Source organism: Thauera terpenica 58Eu (genome assembly GCF_000443165.1).
Lineage (GTDB): Bacteria > Pseudomonadota > Gammaproteobacteria > Burkholderiales > Rhodocyclaceae > Thauera > Thauera terpenica.
On sequence record NZ_ATJV01000057.1, the window covers coordinates 22,330 to 43,511 of the forward strand.

A 21,182-nucleotide genomic window follows, 5' to 3' on the forward strand; every position below is an offset into this window, starting at 1 on the left:
CCTCATGACTTTCAGTGGGTGAACCCTGCCCCTGCAGGCAGGCGTTGTGTGGATACGGGCACAGCCAGTCCGTCATGTGGCCGGCTGACTTTTCAAACTATAAAACGTCTTTTCGCAATGTGCAATATGCTCATCAAGAAAAGCAGCGCCAGCAGGCGCGCATGAAAGCCGCAAGGAGGGCGTGAGTAGACGCACAAACGGCGCACTCACCGGGGGGAGTGCGCCGTTGCGGGGCGGGCTTGAAGGCGGGAAAGGGGCGTGCGCGCTGCTCATGACTGCATCGCCCGCTGGCGGTCTTGTGCGTAGGCAAACACCACACGGCCGTCGCGCACCTCGCCCATGTGAATCTGCTGCGGGTGGGTGAGTGTCTCGTGCTGATCGCGGGCGTAGGGGCGAAGGTAGGTCATGATGACTCCCTGGACGGGCGTGCGTAGATCCTCCAGCGCTTCGCGGATGTGGCGGCCTTCCAGGCTGTTGGCCTGGCTGATGGCTTGTGCGAGCAAGAGCATCGAATCATACCCCTGCGCGGCCGCCGGCGGCACCGGGATGCGCGCCACGCCGGTGGCCTGCTGCCACGCCGCCAGGAAGGCGCCACGTGCGGGGTTGGTGGCCTCCTGGATGAAGGTCTGCGGCATGCGCGCGCCCTCGGCGTTGGGGCCGGCCCTGTCGATGAAGCTCGACATGGCCAGCGTCCAGCTGCCGATGATCGGTACGCGCCAGTTCAGGCGCGCCAGGTCGTTGGCGATCTGTGCGAGCTCGGGGCCGATGCCATAGGTCAGCACCGCCTCGGCGCCGGCCTGGCGTGCGCGCCGCAGCGCCGGGCCCATGTCGGTCTCGCGCAGCTGGAAGCGCTCGATGATGACGGCCGCGAGGCCGCGCTGGTGCAAGGCGGTGGTGAGGTCTTCGCTGCCCAGCACGCCGTAGTTGGTGGCGTCGTGAAAGATCGCCAGGCGCTGCAGGCCACGGCGTGTCACTGCCTCGTCGACGATGACCTGCGCCTGCAGGCTGTCATTGGCCGATACACGGAAGATGTAGTTGTCGGCAAACTCCGGCGGCAGGAATTGGCGGGTGACCAGGCTGCCGGTCGCCACCGCGGTGATCATGGGGATGCGCGCGAGCTGGTAGTGGCGCTGGCTGGCGAGCGCCACGCCGGTGTTGACGATGCCCAGCGCGGCGACGATGCCTTCCTTGTGCACCAGCTCCTCGGCGATGCGCGCGCCGCGTTTGTTGTCAGCCTGGTCGTCACGCTCGACGAGTTCGAGCTCCCGGCCGAGCACCCCGCCACGGGCGTTGATGAGGCCTGCGGCGATGCGGATGCCTTCGCGCATGGAGATGCCCATCGGGCTCGAGCCGCCGGTGAAGGGGCCGGAGACGCCGATGCGGATGGGTTCGCCGCCCGCGCCGAGCGCCCTCAAGGGGCGGGCGGCGCCTGCGCCGAGCGCGCAGGCCAGGGCGGCAGGGAGCGCGGCGAGAACGCGGCGCCGGGAGAAGGAGCGGGGCATGGGCCGACTCTAGGGGCTGGTGTGATGAGGAAAAATTGGCGGAAACCCCACCCGGGTTAGCCCTCGCCCGTGCGGCCCGGCACGCGCTACCCCAGGCGCTACCCCCGTCGACAGGCTCGGGGCGAACGGAGTCGCCTGTGTGCTTGCCGCCTGGATGAGAGGAGGCGGCGCGGCCGCGCGGGGCTGCATTAGGGTTACACCGAATGACCGTGGCGGCGGGCGTGCCTGAGAATCGCAGTGCAGCATTTGTCGCCGCGCGCGCGGGCGATGCCTTCCCTTCTCCTTTCTCACTGCTGCCTCTATGCCCGAATCCGCCCCCGTTCGCCGCAGCCCAGCGCGCTGGTACTGGGCCGCGCCTTACGTTGCGGTGGTTTTTTTTGCGCTCAGCATGCTGGCCCTGGTGTGGCTGCTGCAGCAGCGCGAGATCGAGGCCGAGCGCGGCGCCATCGTGCGCGACCTGCAGTGGGCCGAGCAGACCATGCGCCGGCAGATGCTCTCCACCGAAGAGTTTCTCGGCCAGCTTGGGCGTGACCTGGCGGCCGAGTTCATCGATCACGATGACTTTCAGCTGCGCGCCAATCAGTACATCGCCAACAATGGCGAGCTGGCCAACATCGCCTGGGTGGGAGCGGACGAGATCGTGCGCTGGACCGCGCCCTTCGACACCACCGACTGGCTCAGCGGCGATGCGCTGGCGGGCGAGCAGATCCGTGCGCTGGAGCGCGCACGCAGCTCGGGCCGGCTGGCCTACGGCGACGCCTACCGCAGCGCGCGCGGCGACACCGCGCTCGAGGTGTACACCCCGGTGCTGCGCGGCGGTGAATTCCTTGGCGTGATCGTGGGCGCTTATTCGGTGGAGCGCATCGTGCGCTACCTGGTGCCGTCCTGGTTCGCGGACAAATACCGCCTGGTGTTGCACAAGCCGGGCGGTGAGGTGCTGGCCGCCAATTCCACCCTGCAGAGCGTCGACGAATCGCTGTCCTTCGAGTTGGCGCTCGATCCACCCGGCAATGGCCTGGCCTTGCGCGCCACCGCCGTGCGCAGCCGTGGTGAGCTGCCCCATGCCCTGCCCAGCGTGCTCATCATCGGCTTGTCGGTGCTGGTGCTGTGGAGTCTGTGGAGCCTGCGCTCGCATGTGCTGCGCCGCGTGCAGGTGGAAAAGGAGCGCGACCGCCTGTTCAACCTGTCGCTCGACATCCTGTGCGTGGTCGGCCTCGATGGGCGTTTTCGGCGCTGCAATCCGGCCTTCGAGCGCATCCTTGGCCATGCCCCCGATGAGCTGCCCGGGCAGGCCTTGATCGACTTCGTGCATGCCGATGAGGTCGGCAGCACGCTGGAGCAGATGCGCCGCCTGGGGGCAGGCGAGGCGGTGAAGTTCGAGAACCGCTGCCGTTGTGCCGATGGCGGCTACAAGTGGCTGGTGTGGAGCATCAACCCGGTGCGCGAAGAGCAGCTGGTGTACGCGGTGGCGCATGACATCACCGGACGCAAGGCCGCGGAAGAAGCGCTGCGTGCGGAATCGACTTTCCGCAAGGCGATGGAAGATTCCATGCTGACCGGCCTGCGTGCGATCGATCTGAGTGGCCGCATCATCTACGTGAACTCGGCCTTCTGCCGCATGGTGGGCTGGGACGAGGCCGAGCTGGTGGGTTTGTCGGCGCCCTTCCCCTACTGGGCGGAGGAGACGCGTGCGCAGAGCGAGCGCAAGCTGGCAATGACCCTGGCCGGGCAGGCGCCGGCGAGTGGCTTCGAGATGCGCATCCAGCGCAAGAACGGCGAGCGCTTCGATGCGCGCTTCTATCTGTCGCCCCTGATCGACGTGAGCGGACGCCAGACCGGCTGGATGGCCTCGATCACCGACATCACCGAGCCCAAGCGCGTGCGTGCCGCGCTGGAGGCGGCGCATGAGCGCTTCGAGGCGGTGCTCGACGGGCTGGACGCGGCGGTGTTCGTGGCCGATGCGCGTACCGATGAGATCCTGTTTGCCAACCGTGCGTTCAAGCACATCCATGGTTTCGACACCGTGGGGCGCACGGTGCGCGGCGTGGCCGTGCCCCAGCCCGAGCGTGGCGACTACCGCGTCGACCCGCGCGGGCTGGAACCCGCTGACGTGCCGCGTGAGCTGTTTGACGGTGAGTTGCAGCATCCGCTGTCGGGGCGCTGGTACCACGTGCGCGAGCAGGCCACGCGCTGGGTGGACGGGCGCGTGGTGCGCATGGGCATTGCCACCGACATCACCGAACGCAAGCAGACCGCCGAGGTTTCGCGCCAGCAGGAAGAGCGCCTGCAGCGCACCGCGCGCCTGATCACCATGGGCGAGATGGCGTCCACGCTGGCGCATGAGCTCAACCAGCCGCTGTCGGCGATCGCCAACTACTGCGCGGGCTGCGTGACCCGCATGCAGAGTGGCAAGTGGAAGCCCGAAGAGGTGCTGAGCGCGATGCAGAAGGCCAGCTTTCAGGCCGATCGCGCCGGCAAGATCATCCGCCGCGTGCGTGACTTCGTGAAAAAGAGCGAGCCGCGGCGGCGCGCGCTGGCGCTGGCGGAGATCCTCGATGACGCCCTGGGCTTTGCCGAGATCGAGGCCCATCGCACCGGCATCCGGCTGGTGGCCGAGATCGAGCCCGAGCTGCCGCTGGTGTTCGCCGACCGCATCATGATCGAGCAGGTGGTGCTCAACCTGATCCGCAACGGCCTGGATGCGATGGCCGAGACCTTGCCCGAGCAGCGTGTGCTGCGCGTGCGCGCGCGCAGCTTTGGCAAGGGCGCGGTCGAGGTGGCGGTGATAGATCGCGGTCACGGTATCAGCGAAGAGGGCCGGAAGCGCCTGTTTACCGCCTTTTACACCACCAAGACCGAGGGCATGGGCATGGGGCTGAACATCTGCCGTTCGATCATCGAGTTCCACGACGGCCGACTGATCGTCGACGAGAACCCCGAAGGCGGTACCATATTCTCGTTTACCTTGCCCACGGAGTCCGCCAGTGAGCGCCCAGCCCACAGCGTCTGAACAGATCATCCATGTCGTCGACGACGACGAAGCCTTGCGCGACTCCATGACCTGGATGCTCGAGGGCAACAATTACAAGGTCGCCACCTACGACTCCGCCGACGCTTTCTTGCGCGTGATCAGCCCCGTCATGGTCGGTTGCGTGGTGCTCGATGTGCGCATGCCGGGCATGAGCGGGCTGGAGTTGTTCGAAGAGTTGGGGCGGCGCGGCTGCACCCTGCCGGTGGTGTTCATCACCGGTCATGGTGACGTGCCGATGGCGGTGTCGGCGCTGAAGAAGGGCGCGGTCGATTTCATCGAAAAGCCCTTCAGCGAGGCCGACATGCTGCGCCTGATCGAGCAGTGCCTGATGCTGGAGCGCGGCAACCGCGACAAGCGTCTGCAGGAGGCCGACACCGTGCGCCGCCTCGAGCACCTCACCCAGCGCGAACGTGAAGTGCTGGGCCTGATCATCATCGGCAAGCTCAACAAGCAGATCGCCGACGTGCTGGGCATCAGCATCAAGACGGTGGAGGTGCACCGTGCGCGGGTGATGGAGAAGATGGGCGTCAATTCGCTGGCCGAACTGGTGCAGCACGTGGTGACGGTGGACCCTGACAAAGTGCTGCGTTGAGCGCGACCGGCAGTTTTGCTGTGTAAGCGCGATTATGGTCATCGCCCGATGTGATAATTTCGCGCGATGACCGGAATCAACGCACTTTTCCTGCTGGCCGGCCTGCTGCTGTTCATCAGCGTGTTGGCCAGCACCATCTCCGCCCGCCTCGGGCTGCCGCTGCTGCTGCTCTTCCTCGCGGTCGGCATGCTCGCCGGCCAGGACGGGCCGGGTGGCATCGTCTTCAACGATTACTTCATCGCCACCCTGATCGGCCAGCTCGCGCTCGCCGTGATCCTGCTCGATGGCGGCTTGCGCACACGGGTGTCGAGCTTTCGGGTGGCCTTGAAGCCGGCCGCGGTGCTGGCGACCTGGGGGGTGATAGGCACAGCCGGGCTGTTGGGTATTTTTGCCACCTGGCTGCTGGATGTGGACTGGCGCCTGGGCATGTTGCTGGCGGCGATCGTGGGCTCGACCGACGCCGCGGCGGTGTTCGCCTTGCTGCGCAACAGCGGGGTGCGGCTCAACGAGCGCGTGCAGGCCACGCTGGAGATCGAATCCGGCGCCAACGACCCGATGGCGATCCTGCTGGTCACGGCGCTGGTCGAATTGTTGCTCAACCCGGAGCAGGGCAGTGTGGGCGGCATTGCCTGGATGCTCGTCAGCCAGCTCGGGCTGGGAGGGCTGATCGGCATCGTGGGCGGGTGGATCCTGTCGCGCCTGATGGGCAAGCTCAACCTCGCCGAAGGCCTGTATGCGCTGCTGATCCTGTCGGGCGGCCTGCTCATCTTCGCCGCTACCAACCTGATGAACGGCAGCGGTTTTCTCGCCGTGTACCTGGCGGGCATTGTCGTCGGCAACCGCCGCAGCCACGCCACCGAGCATGTGCTGCGGGTGATGGATGGCCTGGCCTGGCTGGCGCAGGCGGGCATGTTCGTGGTGCTGGGCCTGCTGGTGAATCCGACCAACATGATCGAGTACATCTGGGAGGCGCTGGCGATGGCGGTGTTTCTCACCCTGGTCGCGCGCCCGATCGCGGTGTTGATCGGTCTGTGGCCCTTCCATTACAAGCGCAATGAGCTCGCTTACGTGAGCTGGGTGGGGCTGCGGGGCGCGGTGCCGGTCACGCTGGCGATCTTTCCGGTGATGATGGGGGTGCCGGACGCGCAGCTCCTGTTCAATGTGGCGTTCGCGGTGGTGCTGCTGTCGTTGACGGTGCAGGGCGCCACGGTGCCGATCGCGGCGCGCTGGCTCAAGGTCGAGGTGCCGCGCCGGCCCGAACCGGTGGATGTGCGCGAGGTGTGGGTGGGCAGCCGGGCTGCGCTGGACTTGCTGGAGTATCGGGTCGAGGCGGGCTCGCACGCGGAAGGGCGTCGCCCCGATGAGGTGGCGGCCGAAGCCGGCGGCAGCAGCGTGCGCTGTGTGGCGCTGGTGCGCCGCGGCAAGCTCCATGGCCTGGAACTGGAGACGCGCCTGATGGGCAATGACTCGCTGTGGCTGGTGGCGCCCAACGAGCTGGCGGGCGAGATCGCGCGCCTGTTCAGCAGCAGTGGCGATGAATTGAGCGCCGATGCCAGCTTCTTCGGCGAGTTCGTGGTCGATCCGTCGGCGCTGGCCGGCGAGCTGGCGATGGCCTATGGCCTCACGGTGCGGGACGAGGAGTCCGGCCTGCGTCTGCACGACATGATGCGCCGGCGCCTGAATCGCCCGGCGGTGGTCGGTGACCGGGTGGAGCTGGGGGCGTTCGTGCTCACCGTGCGCGAAATGAGCGCGAGCGGGGTGATTTCTGCTGTCGGCCTCAAATGTCCGCCGCTTGCCGGGCTCAAGCGCGAATAGCAAAAACACAACGCGAGCGTGGGTTTGCCAGGGCGATGGTGGGCAAAGTCGGTAGTCAGGTGCTCGGCCGGGGCCGCTTGCTGTTAAAATCGCGAGCTTTTTGAGGCTCTACCGATGACCGCTCGCATCATCGACGGCAACGCGCTCTCGGCGCGGGTGCGTGATGAAATCGCACAACGTGCCGCAGCGCTCACCGCACGCGGTGTGCAGCCCTGTCTGGCGGTCATCCTGGTGGGCGGCGATGCCGCGTCCGCGGTGTATGTGCGCAACAAGGTCGCCGGCTGCGAAAAGGCCGGCATCCGGTCGCTGCGCTTCGATTACCCCGCCAACGCCACCCAGGAAGAGGTCATGGCCAAGCTCGCCGACCTCAACGCCGACCCCGCGGTGCACGGCATCCTGGTGCAACTGCCGTTGCCCAAGCATCTGGACGAGACCCAGGTGCTGGAGACCATCGACGTCACCAAGGACGTGGACGGCTTTCACGCCGAGAACGTCGGCCGTCTGTCGCAAGGTCTGGAAGCCTTCATCCCCTGTACGCCGCATGGCGTGATGAAGATGCTGGAAAGCGCCGAGGTGCCGGTGCAGGGCGCCGAGGCGGTGATCATCGGGCGCTCGAACATCGTCGGCAAACCGATGGCGATGCTGCTGACCAATGCCGGCGCCACCGTCACCGTGTGCCACTCCAAAACGCGTGATCTTGCTTCCCACACCCGCCGTGCCGACATCCTGGTCGCCGCCATCGGCAAGCCGCGCTTTGTCACCGCCGACATGGTCAAGCCCGGTGCCACGGTGATCGACGTCGGCATCAACCGTCTGCAGGATGGCCCCGATGCGGGCAAGCTGTGTGGCGACGTCGATTTCGAGGCGGTCAAGGCCGTGGCCGCGGCCATCACCCCGGTGCCCGGTGGCGTGGGACCGATGACGATCACCATGTTGCTGGAAAATACCGTGATTTCCGCGGCGCGCGTTGCGCGCGCGGCACGCAAGTGAGGAGGCAGGATGACTGAAGCCAAGCCCGTTGTCGGCATCATCATGGGGTCCAACTCGGACTGGCCCACGATGAAGGCCGCGGCCAGGGTGCTGGAAGAGTTCGGCGTGCCCTTCGAGGCCAGCGTCGTCTCCGCCCACCGCACCCCCGACCTGATGTTCGACTATGCAGAGAGCGCACGCGAACGCGGGCTCAAGGCCATCATCGCCGGTGCCGGTGGCGCAGCCCATCTGCCGGGCATGGTGGCGGCCAAGACCACGCTGCCGGTGCTGGGCGTGCCGGTGCAATCGAAAGCCTTGTCCGGGCAGGACTCCTTGTTGTCCATCGTGCAGATGCCCAAGGGCATCCCGGTGGCCACTTTCGCCATCGGCGAGGCGGGTGCGGCCAATGCTGCGCTGTTCGCGGTGGCGCTGCTGGCCAATGAAGATGCCGCGCTCGCCGCCAGACTCACCGATTTCCGTGCCCGCCAGACCCAGGCGGTGCTCGACATGACCCTGGATTGAGAGCCGCATCATGATCCTCCCGCCTGCCACCCTTGGCATGCTCGGCGGCGGCCAGCTCGGCCGCTTTTTCGTTTCGGCCGCGCACGAGATGGGCTACAAGGTGTGGGTGCTCGACCCCGATCCACACAGCCCGGCTGGCCTCGTCGCTGACCGCCACCTCATCGCCGCCTACGACGACTACGTGGCGCTCGACACCCTGGGCGCCGAGTGCGCTGCAGTGACGACCGAATTCGAGAACGTTCCCGCCGACACCCTGGACTACCTGAGCAAGTTCATCCCGGTGCATCCGGCGGCGAGCGCGGTGGCGGTGTGCCAGAACCGTATCGCAGAAAAGACCTTTCTCGCCGAGCACGGCCTGCCGCACGGCCCGTTTGCGGTCATCCGTGGCGAGGACGACATCCGTGCGGCCGATGCCGGGCTGTTTCCCGCAGTGCTCAAGGTGGCGCGCTTCGGCTACGACGGCAAGGGTCAGGCGCGCGTGGCTGACCGTGAGCAGGCGCTGGCCGCCTTCCAGCACTTCAAGGCCGAGCCCTGCGTGCTGGAGAAGATGCTGACCCTGGACTTTGAAGTCTCGGTGGTGCTGGCACGTGACGAGGCGGGCACGGTGCGTGCCTTCCCGCCCGGCGAGAACCGCCACCGCAACGGCATTCTTGACGTCACCATCGCGCCGGCGCTGGCCTTGGCCAGTCTGAGTGCGGACATGCAAGGTAGCGCCGAGCGTATTGCCGAGCGCATCGCCGATAAGCTCGGCTATGTCGGCACGCTGGGCGTGGAGTTCTTCGTCTGCGGCGGCGAGCTGTTCGTCAACGAAATGGCGCCGCGTCCGCACAACAGCGGTCACCACACCATCGACGCCTGTGACGTCAGCCAGTACGAACAGCAGGTCAGGGCGCTGTGCGGCCTGGCGCTGGCCACGCCGCGCCAGCATTCGGCCGCGGTCATGGTCAATGTGCTGGGCGAGCTCTGGTATGAGGATGGCAAGGGTCACGGCCCTTATCGCGAACCCGACTGGTCGGTGCTGCACGCGGTGCCCGGCCTGCGCCTGCATCTGTACGCCAAGCACCACGCTCGCGCCGGGCGCAAGATGGGCCACTTCGTCGTCATCGGCGACGACCCCGCCCAGGTGCTGGAGCGCGCCCTGCAGGCGCGCGCCGCAATCGGCATCCGCGACGAGTGAGGCCGCAGCGATGAGAGCCCGTCGATGAGCGCAGCCGGCGCGCCGCCGCGCGGTCGCATCGAGCCGCCCACGCTGGTCGCCATCCGCCAAGCGGCCGCGCTGCTGCGTGCGGGTGACATCGTCGGCATGCCGACCGAGACCGTCTATGGCCTGGCGGCCGATGCGCTCAACCCCGAGGCGGTGAGCAGGATCTTCGCCGCCAAGGGCCGCCCCGCCGACCATCCGCTCATCGTGCATCTGCCCTCGGCCGAGCACTTGCCGCGCTGGGCCGCGCACATCCCCAAGGACGCCATCGCGCTCGCGCGCGCCTTCTGGCCCGGCCCGCTGACGCTGATCCTGAAGCGCACCTCCGAGGTGCCCGACGAAGTCACCGGCGGACAGGATACCGTCGGCCTGCGCGTGCCCTCGCACCCCATTGCGCTCGCCTTGCTACAGGTGTTCGACTCCGGCATCGCCGCGCCCAGCGCCAATCGCTTTGGCCGCATCAGCCCGACCACTGCCGCGCACGTGCACGAAGAGCTCGGCGAGCGCGTGGCGATGATCCTCGACGGCGGCCCCTGCGCGGTGGGCATCGAATCGACCATCCTCGACTTTTCGCGCGATGTGCCGGAAATCCTGCGCCCGGGGGCGATCACCGCCGAGGACATCGCCCGCATCATCGGCCGCCGGCCGCGCGTGCGTGGCGAGACCGCGCCGAGCGGTGTTGCCGGTGAAGCGGCCAATGACGCCGCCACCGATGCTGCTGCTCACGGCAGCGCTGCTGCCGCCGCAACACCCGCGCCCCGCGTCTCCGGCGCGCTTGCCGCCCACTACGCCCCGCGCACGCCGCTGCGTCTGGTGCATGCAGCCCAGCTTGCCGATCACGCCGCCGTGCTGGCGGGGGAGGGCAGCCGGGTTGCCGTGCTGGCGCATGCCGTGCCCAATCCCGATGATTCGCGCCTGATCTGGCAGGCCATGCCCGCCGACCCCGCCGCCTACGCGCAAGAGCTCTACGCCAGCCTGCGCGCGCTCGATGCGCTCAACGCCGACTTCATCCTCATCGAAGCCCTACCCGAAGGCCTGGCCTGGCGCGCGCTCGCCGATCGCCTCGGGCGAGCGGCGGTGGGTTCGGGGGCAGCGGCGGATTAGCCTGGAGCCAAGCGCCTGCTGCGGATTTGTCCGGCGGCATCACGCTGGAAAGGGCTTCCATTTCATCCGCCGGCTTACTATAATTTGCCCTCTTTCAGGGCCGATAGCTCAGCTGGGAGAGCGCCGCGTTCGCAATGCGGAGGTCGTGAGTTCGATCCTCATTCGGTCCACCAAATTGAAGGGCTCGGATAATCTCCGGGCCCTTTTTCTTGCCTGAAATCCCCGCTCCATGCGGGGGTTCTGGCCATCCGTGCGGCGGGTGGCCACCCGCTGAAACGCGCGAAATCGGCCACTTTCTCTGCCAAAGCCGTCTCCGTTCTCCGTTTGGCCTGCGGGTAGGCGCAGATGGTGACCTAGCAAAATCAACAACTTGCGCGCGGCGGTTCATCGTCAACCAAGGCCGCCAGAGCATCGTCAGCGGTTACTTGACCGTATCGCAATCGAGATACATAATTGCGGAAACGGAGGATTCGATCATGGCTCATTCCACGATGCTGCACGTCCGGGTGGACGACGAAATCAAGACGCAAGCCAGTGAGGCTCTGGCAGCCATGGGGCTGTCGGTGTCTGATGCCGTGCGCATCCTGCTCAAGCGCGTGGTGAACGACCAGGCCTTCCCGCTGGAGTTGAAGGTGCCTAACGCCCAGACCCGCGCGGCGATGGAAGAAGCCCGCACCATAGCCAAGGCGCGCACCGCCCGTTTTGAGTCTGCAGACGCCCTGATCGATGACCTCGAAAAAGCCCGCCAGCAGTAAGCGGGCGCCGCTGCCCAGGGCGAGCGATTACACCAAGACTTTCCTCAAAGACTGGGAACGCCTCTCGCGTTCGGGCCGCTACGACCTGAAGCGGCTGAAGGAGGCGATGTTGCTGCTCATTGGCAACGATGCCCCGCTGGGGCCTGAATGGCTGGATCACCCGCTGAGGGGTGATTGGGCCGACCACCGCGAATGTCACATCGGCGGCGACTTCCTGCTCATTTACCGCCTGTATGGCAACGCCATCATCTTTGTGCGGACGGGCACGCACTCTGAATTGTTCGAGGAGTGATCCGTGGCGATTGAATCACTGCCGACTTTCACCAAACCCGCCCGTCAGCGCTGGGAATCCATCCCTGCCGACATTCGCCAGCGGCTGCTGTCCAACGTCTGGTGCGGCCAGTGCCGTCACGAAACAACGATTACCAATTTCAGCGGCGCCATCAAGGGTGGCGACTTGCTGCTGGTGGGCAAGTGCGCCGAATGCCACGGTGATGTGGCACGGGTGATCGAGGGCTCGTAACCCGGTCAAGCATCAAACCTCGCCACCACCTCCCGCTGCGCCACCCAGTCGGTCGGAAGTGGGTTCCGTTGGAACCACAGCAGGCTCATGCACCGGGGCTGCTGCCCGGCCAGGATGCTCTGGATGATGGCCGGCTCCAGCAGGGTCAGTCGCAGCAGCTCGTTGACCGTCGAGTGGTGCAGGCTTTCGCGCTGGGCGATCTCGCTGCCGCTGTCGACCACTCCATCATCGAGCAACTGCTGCCAGTAGAAGGCCCGCGTCAGGGCCACCAGTAGGGGTTGGTCAATCTGCCTGGTGACCCTGCCCGGCGACTCGACCGCCCCATCCGGCCGTACTACCACCTTGCTGGCGCCGCGCTTCCTGATCTTCAGCGGGATGAAGGTGGACAGTTTCACCTGGCCGCCATCCCGGCGTTCGCGCGCAACGGGTCCGCCCAAAGCCTGCACTTTCGGCTTCATGCCTCCACCTCCTGCTGTTCCCATTCCTGCAACTCCGCGCCGATGGTGCCGGGCAGCAGTTCCCCGGCCAGTTCCTGCCACCCGTGGTCGCGCCAGATGATCTCCAGCCCGCCGTCGGCAATCACTACGCGCTCGATCAACAACTGCGCCAGTCGACACTGTTCAGCGGGGAACAGCTGTTGCCATAGGCCAGCCAGATTCCGCATCGGCAACACCACCTCAGGCTCTGACAGGTCTGGGCGGGTTGTCCAAATTCGATCCCGCACCGACTGCACGATGTGCGGCGCTGACAGCGCCGCTACGATCTGCTGGGTCACCAATTCCTCGATGGGCGCCGCCGGCAACGGCCCGTGCTGGCTGGCCCACGCGCCAAAGCGCCGATGCTTGATCGGCGTGTAGTAGCGGTAGGTCTTGCCCTTCTTGACGGTGTAGCTGGGCACCAGCCGTTCACCGTCGGGCGTGAACAGCAGGCCACGCAGCAGAACCGGTTCCCGCTGGTGGTCGTTGGTCTCGCGCCGCCGTTCGATGCCATCGGTGGCGATCAGTGCTTGCACGGCATCCCACTGCGCCTGCGTCACGATGGCCTGATGCTGGCCGGGGAAGCTCTGGCCCTTGTGCACGATCTCGCCCAGGTACATCCGGTTGTGCAGCATCTTGTAGAGGGTCTGCTTGGTGAAGGGCTTGCCGCCCTTGGTGAGCACGCCTTCTGCGCCGTAGGCCTTGGCCATCAGCGTCGCCGAGCGCACGGTCACGAAGTCATCAAAGATGCGGCGCACAAGGGCAGCCTCGGTTTCATTGAACACCAGCAGCCTGTCGCGCACGTCATACCCCAGCGGCAGCGGCCCGCCCATCCACATTCCCTTGGCCTTGCTGGCGGCGATCTTGTCGCGGATGCGTTCCCCGGTCACTTCGCGTTCGAACTGCGCGAAGGACAGCAGCACGTTGAGCATCAGCCGCCCCATCGAGGTGGCCGAGTTGATCTGCTGCGTGACGGCGCTGAAGCTGACGCGGTGGCGGTCGAACACATCGACCATTCGCGCGAAATCGGCCAACGAGCGCGACAAGCGGTCGATCTTGTAGACCACCACGATGTCGACCTTGCCCATCTGGATGTCCGCCATCAGTCGCTTCAAGGCAGGCCGTTCCATATTGCCACCAGAGAAACCGCCATCGTCGTAGTCGTCGGCCACGGCGATCCAGCCCTCGTGGCTCTGGCTCTTGATAAAGGCGTGCCCGGCTTCCTTCTGGGCATCGATGGAATTGAAGGACTGGTCCAGCCGTTCGTCGCTGGACACGCGGCAGTACACCGCGCAGCGCCGCATGGGTGTGGTCTGTGGCACAAGCAGGGGCGCGTTCATTGGCCACCTGCCTTGCCATCGCGCAGGCCGAAGAACTTCGGCCCGTTCCATCGCGTGCCCGTGATGTGGCGCGCCGCCGCCGACAGGCTTTTGAACACCTGTCCGTTGAGTTCGTACAGGCCATCGGGCGTGACGGTCACACGATGCTGACGTTCATCCCATTCGCGGATCAGCGTGGTGCCGGGCATCAACAGGGTCTGCGCGCTGCGGCCGACACTGGTCTTGATCTTGGAATGCTTGGCACCGGCCTCGACCAGCATCTTGCGGATGTTGGTGGGCAGAGCCCCGTAGGCCAGTTCCTGGATGCGGTAGGCCAGACGCGATTCGACATAGTTGCGATTGCGGTGGCTGGGCCGCCTGGGGAAGTGCTGATCCCACAGCGCCCAGAGATCGGCCATCGGCAGGGATGGCAGCGCGGCCAGTTGGGCCGAGACGCTGCCATTGTGGGTGTCCGTCATTTCAATTGCTCCTGTTGTTGAGACAGGTCCATGAACGCGCTGTGGCGACCAGAAGCCAAGTCAAACCGCGCTCTGGTCAACGTCATCGACCTGACCTGTCGCCACATCGAAACGCTCGCCCAGCAGGGTCTGCGCACGCCCGGTGCGTTGGTCCTTGACGCCCAGGATGTAGACCTCGCCATTCCAGACGCCGCAGGCCACATCGGTGTCGTTCGCATCGGTGGGCATCAACCACCCGGTCACACCTTCTGGCATCAGTAACAGGTCAGCGGGTTCGTGGATCTGCACGTGGAATGCGGCCTGATGTGAATCCGCCCACTGCAGGATCTCGGGTGGTGTGTCGGGGAAGTTTTCCTGGCTGAGGATGGGAATCCAGACCAGCGGCTTCCCACCGTCGAGCCAACCTTGCACGCGCTGTGCGACCTCAGGGTCGTAGTGAGCCAAAGGCTGGCCGGGAATAATGTTGTTGGTTGTCGTGACGTTCATTTCAACTCCTTGAAGGCTGGTAACCCGGCACGGCGCCGGGCGGTAACCGGGGCGGTAACTGGCAACCCTGTTTCGGGGCCTGTCACTGGCGGGGCAGCGCGCTCGCGCCCCCCGTATTGCTTGATGGCGGGGAAGGACCCATTTCGCCTGGGGTGCAGTGCCTCAGGTCTGGATCGTGACCACGGTGGCACCGCCGAAGGGCGACTCCGGAGGGCGCTTGCGCGGCGGGTTCGGATCGGGGGCGTAGATCGGACGGTCGTCGCTGGCAGCGCCAGGGTGATACACACGCAGGGTCCCTGCAGAAATTCCGGCTTCGGTCAGTTGCTGATTGATCTGGCGCGACAGCACATCGTCACCACGGCGGAACTGGCGATTCAGGTCCACCAGATCGTCATAAGCAACGCCTTCGATCAGGTTGGGCAGTAGGTCGCCATCGTTGGCCTTGCCGATCAAGGACATCTCGTAACCGCTGCGGCGATCACCCTGGACGCTGTAGTGGGTCAGCCGAAACGCGCTCTTCAGGCTGGACTCGACCGTCCTCATCTCCCTCCACGCCTGTACGAAAGCCTGTGCCGCCGTCAGCATCCGCTGTGCACTGGGCTCGAACAGCCGTTTCATTTCCTTGTGGATGAAGCTCTCATCCACATCGCCCGCCATTTCAGCAGCGAGGTCCTTGATGCACTGCTCCAGGGCCTTGACCCGTGCCGGTGCCTCCAGCGCTTGCTGGGTGGCCGCGTGGCGTGCAGCCTGCTCGGCCGCCAGGTCTTGCGCGTGGTCGCGGTCAAAGCGCGCCAGGACATCCTGGTCATCCATCGCCACCAGCACCTCGCGGCGCACCGACCAGATCAATTCGGGTTCGGGCTTCGGGTCCCAGCCGTTGACGACACGGCGTGCGGCGACCAGAGCGTCAATGGCGCGCTGATACTGCTGATTACGGGTCTGCAGCTGCTGAAGCATCCCGGCCAGGGTCTCCAGATCGCAGATATCGTCGGCAGGACTGGTTGAAACAGATTCCGTAGCCGCAGGCGTCGGGGGCTCAATGGCCGGAACGGCGGGCTTGGCAGGTGACTTCTTGACAGTGGTTTTGAGTTGAGAAAGCAGGCTCATGGTGGCTCCAATAGGTTGGGGTTTCAGACATGCAGGGTGGATGGGTAACGCGGGTCGCCGGGACGCACGGTCGTGCTGATCCACAGGTGTGGACCGACCTGCTTTTTGATGCCGACCGGTGCGCCGGGGCGTGGATTGACGGCGGCGATGACTTGCCAGCCGTCTGTCGCTTCAGATGCCGTAACCGAGGCGTTTGCTGGCTTGGGCGGCAACACTGTCGATGACGGCGTAGGAACGCCGAGGGCCTTGGCCCAGACGGGGTGCAAATTGGAATTACTCACGGTGAGCTCCATATCGAGTGCCACCCTCGATGCCGGGTGGCGTGGCAGGATTGGTTTGGGAACGGATCTGTGCGATGCGCCAGCGCGCTCCCTCCCGGCTGTGGCCGAGGTGGGTGATGTCGATGCCCTTGGCGCGATAGGCCGGGGCGATGCGGCGCAACTGATCCGACAGTCCCTTGGGCGAGCGCGGCCAACTGCTGCGGTCGGGGATGCTGTGGGTGTTCAGCAGGTCGTAGAGCTGGCCGGCGGTGCCCTGCCAGTTCAAGGGCAGCACACGGTCCGCGAGGTACTTGTCCAGGGCCTGCGCGACGGCGTTGCTTTCCAAGGCCCGGTCGATGCCCGCACGCACGAGCTCGGCATACTGCTGCTGGAATTCACCAGCGGCAAACCCCAGGGCGCGGGCTACTGCCTCGTCCAGCCGTTCGTAATCAGCCATGCGCTGCTTCTGGGTCAGCTTGACCGTCGGAAGGATGGCCAGCGCCGCCGAGAACAGATCGAGCAAGCCGGCAAACACCTTGGGCTGATCACGTTCCCAGCCCGCGTGCGTATCGGCATCGTCACGCCGGGCATCGGCGGGAATGGTCGGCAGGTCGACGTGGATCACCCGGTCGATCAGGTCCGGTCGCGTGGCAACCACGGCGATGCCGTTGAGCACCACCGGTCGCTTGGTCTCCATCACGTGCTCTTCGCCATTGGTGTAGAGCTGGCGCGAGGCAAAGCCACCGCCAGTGGCCAGGGTGCAAAAGGCATCCTGCTGCTCGGGCGTTAGGCCAGAGAGGTTCTCGTAGCTGACCAGCCAGTTGTTGGCGGCGGCGACGAACACGTCCTCCACCGTCTTGGGCCGCCCGCGCAGCATCACCTTGTTGGGATCGACCAGGCTGCGCAGCACGGACTGCGTGGTGGACTTGGCCGATCCTTGTTCGCCTACCAGCTCCAGCACCGGAAACGGCGTGTCCGGGCGCAAGCAGTCCAGCAGCCACGCCAGCACCATCACACGGCTGTGTGGCGGGATGTTGGTGTGCTGCCAGAGCAATCCGACATCGCCATGGGTCACCCCCATCGGCACAGGCATCGGCAGCGGACGCATCGAGGGCGTACGGGTGAAATACACTGGCGACTCGTTCACCACCCGCCAGCCCTGGGGGGTGACGTGGATGGCCTGCCACTGCTCATCGGCCAGATCGATCAGGTAGCCATCGTCATACCGGGCGGCGCGGACGTGCACTTCGATCTCGTCGCCATCATTGATGCCTGCAGCGGCGAGCGTGGCCAGTGCCGATTTCATCGTGGTCTCCGGCACGCCCATTTCCTTAGCTCGCCAGTACGCGGCACGCAGCCAGTCCTCAAAGCCGGAGGAATACACGCGCCACACTTCGCGCCGACCTGGCATCGGAATGACGGCCACCGCGTTGCGATCGGCATCGTGGTGCAACTGGCACTGCGCCCGGGCCAAGGCGACCAGTTCATCGAGCGCGCTGGCATCGTCATCGCTGCCGGGCAGTTCGTCGCGCACCAGTTTGTCGAGCACCGTTACCGAGCAATCGCGATTGGCCTTCTTGGCGGCGTGACGCAGGCGAAAGTAGCCGGGCAGGTCCGTGGCCTTGAGGATCGAGAAGGCGCGCACCACGTCTTCCTCGGCTAGCACGCCCACGTCATCGACCAGACGGACCAGTGCCGCCTCGATCACACCAACGGGATCGGTGTGAGGTGTCGGTGCCGGAGCGGCCTCAGCATCCATCTCGACCGTGTGATGGTCGTGATGGTGGTGACGGTCGTTCTCTACTACTCCGTCCGGAGAAGGGATGGACGCGCTCATCGTCACAGCCCGAATCAGCGCGAGTGTTCGATGAGATTGCGAATGTCCTCAGCGCGCCAGACCGTGGTCTTGCTGCCGAGTTTGATGCCTTGGGGGAATTTGCCTTCCCGGATACCCGCCCACCAGGCCGAACGGCTGATGGGGATCAGGGACAGAATCTGCGGCAACCGAACGAAGCCGGTTTCGGGCAGTGCAGGACGGGGTTGGTACATGGCGAGCATCCGTGGTCGTTTGGGGATGCTCTGTATTGAATGCCACAAGAATCGGCATTCATAGACACGGTGCGCGCACGATGATCACGCTGCGCGCAGCGTGAAGGTTCGCAGTGAAATTACTTGGGCGGCGAGTCCTTTGGAATGCCCGCGATCCAATTCTTGATCGTGCCCGGTGCCTTGCAGACCTGCGCGCCGATGATGCGGTAGGCTTCTTCCTTGGTGCGGTAGGTATTCGAAGCGAACAGTTCCAGAGCCTTTTGCTTGGCGGCCCGGTTGCTGGCGTGGCGAGCATCGGCCGCCCGTCTGACAGCCTTGCTTTGCGCCTTGCGCACTTCGTCGGCGGCAACGGGCTCTGGCGTGAGTCCGGTCTTCCACGCATCTTCGATGATCTGTTCTGTTGATGGCGGTTCCGGCAACAGATCGGCCAGCACCAAGGATTCCAGCGATTCCATCAGCGCATCAACCGCCGGCCTGATGATGATCCCGGGCGGGGTATCTGCCGTGGCCTCAATCACCACGCCCAACTTGTAGAGCGCCAAAAGGCGGAGGTAATCGCGGTCCGTTGCAGTGGCTGACCTGAGGCGTGGCCATTCGGCTTGATTGGTGACCTCGATGAACCAGTCCAGGTCGCGCTGTTCGTGACGATCGACCAACTCGCCGCCGTTCTTGATTTGCGCCAATGTCACGGTATCGGTGATGGCTGCATCCATGCTGGCCAACATCCGCTGCAACTGCTCTGCGCTGAAGCGCTGCAAATCTTCTCGGGCGCAGGCAGCAATCCGCACCGCGTTTGGCAACTCCAGCAGTTGTTCGAGCGGTGTGGTCAGGGCCAGGGTCAGCAGATGCGGGTTCATTGCCCATCAGTCTACCGAGGGCGGTCCAGCACCGTCCACGTTCATCCATACTGGTTCGCCATCGCCCTGTGCGATCCGCCGCTACGCGCCCTGCGTGATGATCGTGCCAAGGGCATATCTGTGCTTTCGCCGGTGTAAACAATAAGGGGCGACCGTCACAACCATCACCACTGTCACGCCGGGCCAGTGCCTGTGATGGTTGTGACGATGGTGATGGTCACCGCCTATTGTTATGGTCGGCGCACGCATACAAGTCCCAGGCGAAAGGGGTCCTTCCCAGCGATATTCCAATACGGGGGCGCAAGCGCAGCATTGCGCTACCGTCTGGCCAGAAAACAAGGTTTGCAGGGTTTGCGGTTCGCACCTGACGGCGCGGGTCGATGGGTTGAATTCCGCATCAGCGCGGGCCTGTGCGGGATAGCGGTAACGCAGAAGGTGCGAACCTGGGTGCGTACCCGGTTTGCAGGTTTGCACCCCGTCCGCGCGGAAAATGGCCAGGGACAAAAACTCAATGCTGGTGCGGGGTTGCGGCTGATTTGCCGCCTGAATTGCAGAAATCGGCCCACGAGCGAACCAGATTCGGTGACCGTGGAAAAGCCAGTACTGGCGGGGACTTGCGACCGTTGATGGTCAAAAACCGGGCAAAACGGTGAGGGTGCGCAAAAGCGCGATGAAAACCGTCTGACGCATCGGACACATCTCTACGTAACTCTCTATACGCGTGCGCGTGTGCGCGCCTCACGGGAAATTACGACAACCTGTGTCCGATGCGTCAGACGCGCCTGGGTATCGGCAAGGGCCTCCAGAAACTGGACACCCTTGGCGGCAGATCAGACCATCCGGTATACCTGCTCGCCGCTGTTGTTGTGGGCCAGCACCACGTTCAGGCCGAGCTTCTTGCGCAGCATCCCGGAAATCGCCCCACGCACGGTGTGCGGCTGCCAGCCGGTCGCCAGCATCAGTTGCAGGCTGGTCGCACCCTGCGGGCGACGCAGCGCCACGACCATCGCGGCGAGTTTGGTGCCTGATCGCACCGGGATGCCCTCCAGAAGCTGGAGATCGTCGATGGTGTCCATCGGCTGGACGTCATCCAGCGGTGCTGGTCGCTGCTGGCCGATGGCCGCGTAGCCCGCGTCGGTCATGACGTGGCCGTCGTCGGCAGGCTCGATCCACCCGCGCTGCAGCAGTGAGGTCAGCACCTTGACCCGTGCGCCGCCGCGCAGCGTGTCGGGCGGGATCACTCGCCCATCAGGACGGCGGGCGGCAGTGCGGAGCAGCAGGCTTTGAGCCGGGGAGAGTTTGAGCAGGGTCTCCATCATGGCCTCCGTCACTCGGCCTGGCCGTCGAAGATCGCCAGCAGGTCATCCAGCGCCTGATCCACCCGCCCGAGGTCACCGACGTGGCCCCAGTGGATGGCGTCCGGATCGTGGCCGAAGTGGTCGTCGGCCAGTTGCCGCAGGGCCTCGACCTTGTCGAGGATCATCGGCAGGCGCTGGAGGTAGGTGTCGAGGGCGGTGGACTGGGCGGTCATGGCTGGCTCCTTGGTTGGTGGATGACGCCACCATTCACGCGCTGAACGATCAAGAAGCCAAGCGTCCATCGGATGCTTTTTGCATCGAAATCTGGCTGACCCAGCCTGTAGCTGATAAATTATGGTCTTTACGACCGATTGCGACTTTATGCCACCCGTCTTTCATCAACTGGAGACCTTCCATGAGTGAGCCATGGGTGTCTGTCGAACAGATTGCCGAGCACTTGGGCGTCACGCGCGATTCCATCTACCGCTGGATCGACCGCAAGCATCTGCCCGCGCACCGCGTCGGGCGTCTGTGGAAGTTCAAAGTGTCCGAAGTTGATGAATGGGTGCGTGCAGGTGGTGCCGACGAGCACAAAGAACAGGAATGAGGGAGCGACCACGTGGCCTACAACGAAGCCGAAACTCGCTATGAGTTGATCGACCCGATCTTGCGGGAGAAGGGCTACCGCCAGTGGCGCGTCAAGCTCGAAACGCCTGCGCCTGTCGAACCCACGGGCAACAAGGGGCGCCGTCGGCGTTGGTGCACTATTAACAAACGCTTATATAACAATGGCCTAGATTCTGAGATTTTGGCATGATTCGCCCCTTTCCCCCGTCC

Annotated in this window: 24 protein-coding genes and 1 tRNA gene; 13 read left to right on the top strand and 12 right to left on the bottom strand. The window is 65.1% G+C overall.

Annotated features, from left to right (window positions below):
- Positions 1-269 precede the first annotated feature (269 nt).
- Complete coding sequence (locus M622_RS30745) at positions 270-1,502, bottom strand: ABC transporter substrate-binding protein (RefSeq protein WP_021249501.1); 1,233 nt, start codon at positions 1,500-1,502, stop codon at positions 270-272.
- Positions 1,503-1,803: 301 nt separating this feature from the next.
- On the opposite strand from M622_RS30745, the gene M622_RS30750 reads away from it, so the two are divergent.
- The 11 genes from M622_RS30750 to M622_RS30800 all read left to right on the top strand — a co-directional run bounded on the left by M622_RS30750 (position 1,804) and on the right by M622_RS30800 (position 12,014).
- Positions 1,804-4,512, top strand: coding sequence for a PAS domain S-box protein (locus M622_RS30750; RefSeq protein WP_021249502.1), 2,709 nt, complete (start codon positions 1,804-1,806; stop codon positions 4,510-4,512).
- Complete coding sequence (locus M622_RS30755; protein ID WP_021249503.1) at positions 4,487-5,125, top strand: response regulator transcription factor; 639 nt, start codon at positions 4,487-4,489, stop codon at positions 5,123-5,125. Before M622_RS30750 ends, M622_RS30755 begins: the two co-directional genes overlap by 26 nt.
- Before the next feature lie 66 nt (positions 5,126-5,191).
- Complete coding sequence (locus tag M622_RS30760) at positions 5,192-6,940, top strand: potassium/proton antiporter (protein WP_021249504.1); 1,749 nt, start codon at positions 5,192-5,194, stop codon at positions 6,938-6,940.
- 114 nt (positions 6,941-7,054) lie between these two features.
- The gene (folD, locus tag M622_RS30765; protein WP_021249505.1) at positions 7,055-7,930 is read left to right on the top strand and encodes a bifunctional methylenetetrahydrofolate dehydrogenase/methenyltetrahydrofolate cyclohydrolase FolD; all 876 of its coding nucleotides are present in this window, start codon (positions 7,055-7,057) and stop codon (positions 7,928-7,930) included.
- 9 nt (positions 7,931-7,939) lie between these two features.
- Positions 7,940-8,431: a 5-(carboxyamino)imidazole ribonucleotide mutase gene (gene purE / locus M622_RS30770; protein ID WP_021249506.1), complete on the top strand. Its 492-nt coding sequence runs from the start codon at positions 7,940-7,942 to the stop codon at positions 8,429-8,431.
- Between the two features lie 10 nt (positions 8,432-8,441).
- Positions 8,442-9,608: a 5-(carboxyamino)imidazole ribonucleotide synthase gene (locus tag M622_RS30775; RefSeq protein ID WP_021249507.1), complete on the top strand. Its 1,167-nt coding sequence runs from the start codon at positions 8,442-8,444 to the stop codon at positions 9,606-9,608.
- 24 nt (positions 9,609-9,632) lie between these two features.
- The gene (locus M622_RS30780) at positions 9,633-10,736 is read left to right on the top strand and encodes an L-threonylcarbamoyladenylate synthase (protein ID WP_021249508.1); all 1,104 of its coding nucleotides are present in this window, start codon (positions 9,633-9,635) and stop codon (positions 10,734-10,736) included.
- A gap of 97 nt (positions 10,737-10,833) precedes the next feature.
- Positions 10,834-10,909, top strand: a tRNA-Ala gene (locus M622_RS30785).
- Positions 10,910-11,212: 303 nt separating this feature from the next.
- On the top strand, positions 11,213-11,491 hold the full coding sequence (locus M622_RS30790; RefSeq protein ID WP_021249509.1) for a type II toxin-antitoxin system RelB/DinJ family antitoxin: 279 nt from the start codon (positions 11,213-11,215) through the stop codon (positions 11,489-11,491).
- The gene (locus M622_RS30795) at positions 11,463-11,783 is read left to right on the top strand and encodes a type II toxin-antitoxin system YafQ family toxin (protein WP_021249510.1); all 321 of its coding nucleotides are present in this window, start codon (positions 11,463-11,465) and stop codon (positions 11,781-11,783) included. Before M622_RS30790 ends, M622_RS30795 begins: the two co-directional genes overlap by 29 nt.
- A 3-nt stretch (positions 11,784-11,786) precedes the next feature.
- Positions 11,787-12,014, top strand: coding sequence for a hypothetical protein (locus M622_RS30800; protein WP_021249511.1), 228 nt, complete (start codon positions 11,787-11,789; stop codon positions 12,012-12,014).
- Positions 12,015-12,019: 5 nt separating this feature from the next.
- Here M622_RS30800 and M622_RS30805 read toward each other — a convergent pair whose 3' ends face one another.
- The 11 genes from M622_RS30805 to M622_RS30850 form a co-directional block, all read right to left on the bottom strand.
- On the bottom strand, positions 12,020-12,472 hold the full coding sequence (locus M622_RS30805; protein WP_021249512.1) for a hypothetical protein: 453 nt from the start codon (positions 12,470-12,472) through the stop codon (positions 12,020-12,022).
- Complete coding sequence (locus M622_RS30810) at positions 12,469-13,830, bottom strand: recombinase family protein (RefSeq protein WP_021249513.1); 1,362 nt, start codon at positions 13,828-13,830, stop codon at positions 12,469-12,471. Before M622_RS30810 ends, M622_RS30805 begins: the two co-directional genes overlap by 4 nt.
- Positions 13,827-14,288, bottom strand: a complete 462-nt coding sequence (locus M622_RS30815; protein WP_021249514.1) for a DUF2924 domain-containing protein — start codon at positions 14,286-14,288, stop codon at positions 13,827-13,829. Before M622_RS30815 ends, M622_RS30810 begins: the two co-directional genes overlap by 4 nt.
- Positions 14,289-14,348: 60 nt before the next feature.
- A complete protein-coding gene (locus M622_RS30820; protein ID WP_021249515.1) occupies positions 14,349-14,774 on the bottom strand; it encodes a hypothetical protein in 426 nt (141 codons plus the stop codon).
- Positions 14,775-14,936: 162 nt separating this feature from the next.
- A complete protein-coding gene (locus M622_RS30825; protein ID WP_021249516.1) occupies positions 14,937-15,731 on the bottom strand; it encodes a hypothetical protein in 795 nt (264 codons plus the stop codon).
- 173 nt (positions 15,732-15,904) lie between these two features.
- Positions 15,905-16,162, bottom strand: a complete 258-nt coding sequence (locus tag M622_RS40155) for a hypothetical protein (RefSeq protein WP_157282023.1) — start codon at positions 16,160-16,162, stop codon at positions 15,905-15,907.
- Positions 16,155-17,978: an AICE element replication initiation protein gene (locus M622_RS30830; protein WP_217995314.1), complete on the bottom strand. Its 1,824-nt coding sequence runs from the start codon at positions 17,976-17,978 to the stop codon at positions 16,155-16,157. The genes M622_RS40155 and M622_RS30830 overlap by 8 nt, the downstream gene beginning before the upstream one ends.
- 14 nt (positions 17,979-17,992) lie before the next feature.
- A complete protein-coding gene (locus M622_RS30835; protein WP_031346915.1) occupies positions 17,993-18,190 on the bottom strand; it encodes a helix-turn-helix transcriptional regulator in 198 nt (65 codons plus the stop codon).
- 119 nt (positions 18,191-18,309) lie between these two features.
- Complete coding sequence (locus M622_RS30840) at positions 18,310-19,047, bottom strand: hypothetical protein (protein ID WP_021249519.1); 738 nt, start codon at positions 19,045-19,047, stop codon at positions 18,310-18,312.
- A gap of 830 nt (positions 19,048-19,877) precedes the next feature.
- Positions 19,878-20,366 carry a DUF3489 domain-containing protein gene (locus M622_RS30845; RefSeq protein WP_031346916.1) on the bottom strand — a complete coding sequence of 163 codons (489 nt, stop codon included), beginning with the start codon at positions 20,364-20,366 and terminating at the stop codon, positions 19,878-19,880.
- Positions 20,367-20,374: 8 nt separating this feature from the next.
- Complete coding sequence (locus tag M622_RS30850; protein ID WP_021249521.1) at positions 20,375-20,578, bottom strand: hypothetical protein; 204 nt, start codon at positions 20,576-20,578, stop codon at positions 20,375-20,377.
- 17 nt (positions 20,579-20,595) lie between these two features.
- Here M622_RS30850 and M622_RS40920 point away from each other — a divergent pair, with 17 nt between their 5' ends.
- A complete protein-coding gene (locus M622_RS40920) occupies positions 20,596-20,952 on the top strand; it encodes a helix-turn-helix domain-containing protein (protein ID WP_245543066.1) in 357 nt (118 codons plus the stop codon).
- 12 nt (positions 20,953-20,964) lie between these two features.
- The gene (locus M622_RS39690; protein ID WP_084520734.1) at positions 20,965-21,162 is read left to right on the top strand and encodes a hypothetical protein; all 198 of its coding nucleotides are present in this window, start codon (positions 20,965-20,967) and stop codon (positions 21,160-21,162) included.
- The last annotated feature ends 20 nt before the right edge of the window (positions 21,163-21,182 follow it).

Bases quoted from the DNA above. Each gene is read 5' to 3' on its own strand.
- M622_RS30780 (WP_021249508.1), top strand. From the start codon at position 9,633: ATGAGCGCAGCCGGCGCGCCGCCGCGCGGTCGCATCGAGCCGCCCACG.
- M622_RS30795 (WP_021249510.1), top strand. From the start codon at position 11,463: ATGACCTCGAAAAAGCCCGCCAGCAGTAAGCGGGCGCCGCTGCCCAGG.
- M622_RS30845 (WP_031346916.1), bottom strand. From the start codon at position 20,366: ATGATGGAGACCCTGCTCAAACTCTCCCCGGCTCAAAGCCTGCTGCTC.
- M622_RS30805 (WP_021249512.1), bottom strand. From the start codon at position 12,472: ATGAAGCCGAAAGTGCAGGCTTTGGGCGGACCCGTTGCGCGCGAACGC.
- M622_RS30840 (WP_021249519.1), bottom strand. From the start codon at position 19,047: ATGAACCCGCATCTGCTGACCCTGGCCCTGACCACACCGCTCGAACAA.
- folD (WP_021249505.1), top strand. From the start codon at position 7,055: ATGACCGCTCGCATCATCGACGGCAACGCGCTCTCGGCGCGGGTGCGT.
- M622_RS30835 (WP_031346915.1), bottom strand. From the start codon at position 18,190: ATGTACCAACCCCGTCCTGCACTGCCCGAAACCGGCTTCGTTCGGTTG.
- M622_RS30810 (WP_021249513.1), bottom strand. From the start codon at position 13,830: ATGAACGCGCCCCTGCTTGTGCCACAGACCACACCCATGCGGCGCTGC.
- M622_RS30750 (WP_021249502.1), top strand. From the start codon at position 1,804: ATGCCCGAATCCGCCCCCGTTCGCCGCAGCCCAGCGCGCTGGTACTGG.
- M622_RS30745 (WP_021249501.1), bottom strand. From the start codon at position 1,502: ATGCCCCGCTCCTTCTCCCGGCGCCGCGTTCTCGCCGCGCTCCCTGCC.
- M622_RS30790 (WP_021249509.1), top strand. From the start codon at position 11,213: ATGGCTCATTCCACGATGCTGCACGTCCGGGTGGACGACGAAATCAAG.
- M622_RS30815 (WP_021249514.1), bottom strand. From the start codon at position 14,288: ATGACGGACACCCACAATGGCAGCGTCTCGGCCCAACTGGCCGCGCTG.
- purE (WP_021249506.1), top strand. From the start codon at position 7,940: ATGACTGAAGCCAAGCCCGTTGTCGGCATCATCATGGGGTCCAACTCG.
- M622_RS30850 (WP_021249521.1), bottom strand. From the start codon at position 20,578: ATGACCGCCCAGTCCACCGCCCTCGACACCTACCTCCAGCGCCTGCCG.
- M622_RS30830 (WP_217995314.1), bottom strand. From the start codon at position 17,978: ATGAGCGCGTCCATCCCTTCTCCGGACGGAGTAGTAGAGAACGACCGT.
- M622_RS30820 (WP_021249515.1), bottom strand. From the start codon at position 14,774: ATGAACGTCACGACAACCAACAACATTATTCCCGGCCAGCCTTTGGCT.
- M622_RS30825 (WP_021249516.1), bottom strand. From the start codon at position 15,731: ATGCTTCAGCAGCTGCAGACCCGTAATCAGCAGTATCAGCGCGCCATT.
- M622_RS30760 (WP_021249504.1), top strand. From the start codon at position 5,192: ATGACCGGAATCAACGCACTTTTCCTGCTGGCCGGCCTGCTGCTGTTC.
- M622_RS30775 (WP_021249507.1), top strand. From the start codon at position 8,442: ATGATCCTCCCGCCTGCCACCCTTGGCATGCTCGGCGGCGGCCAGCTC.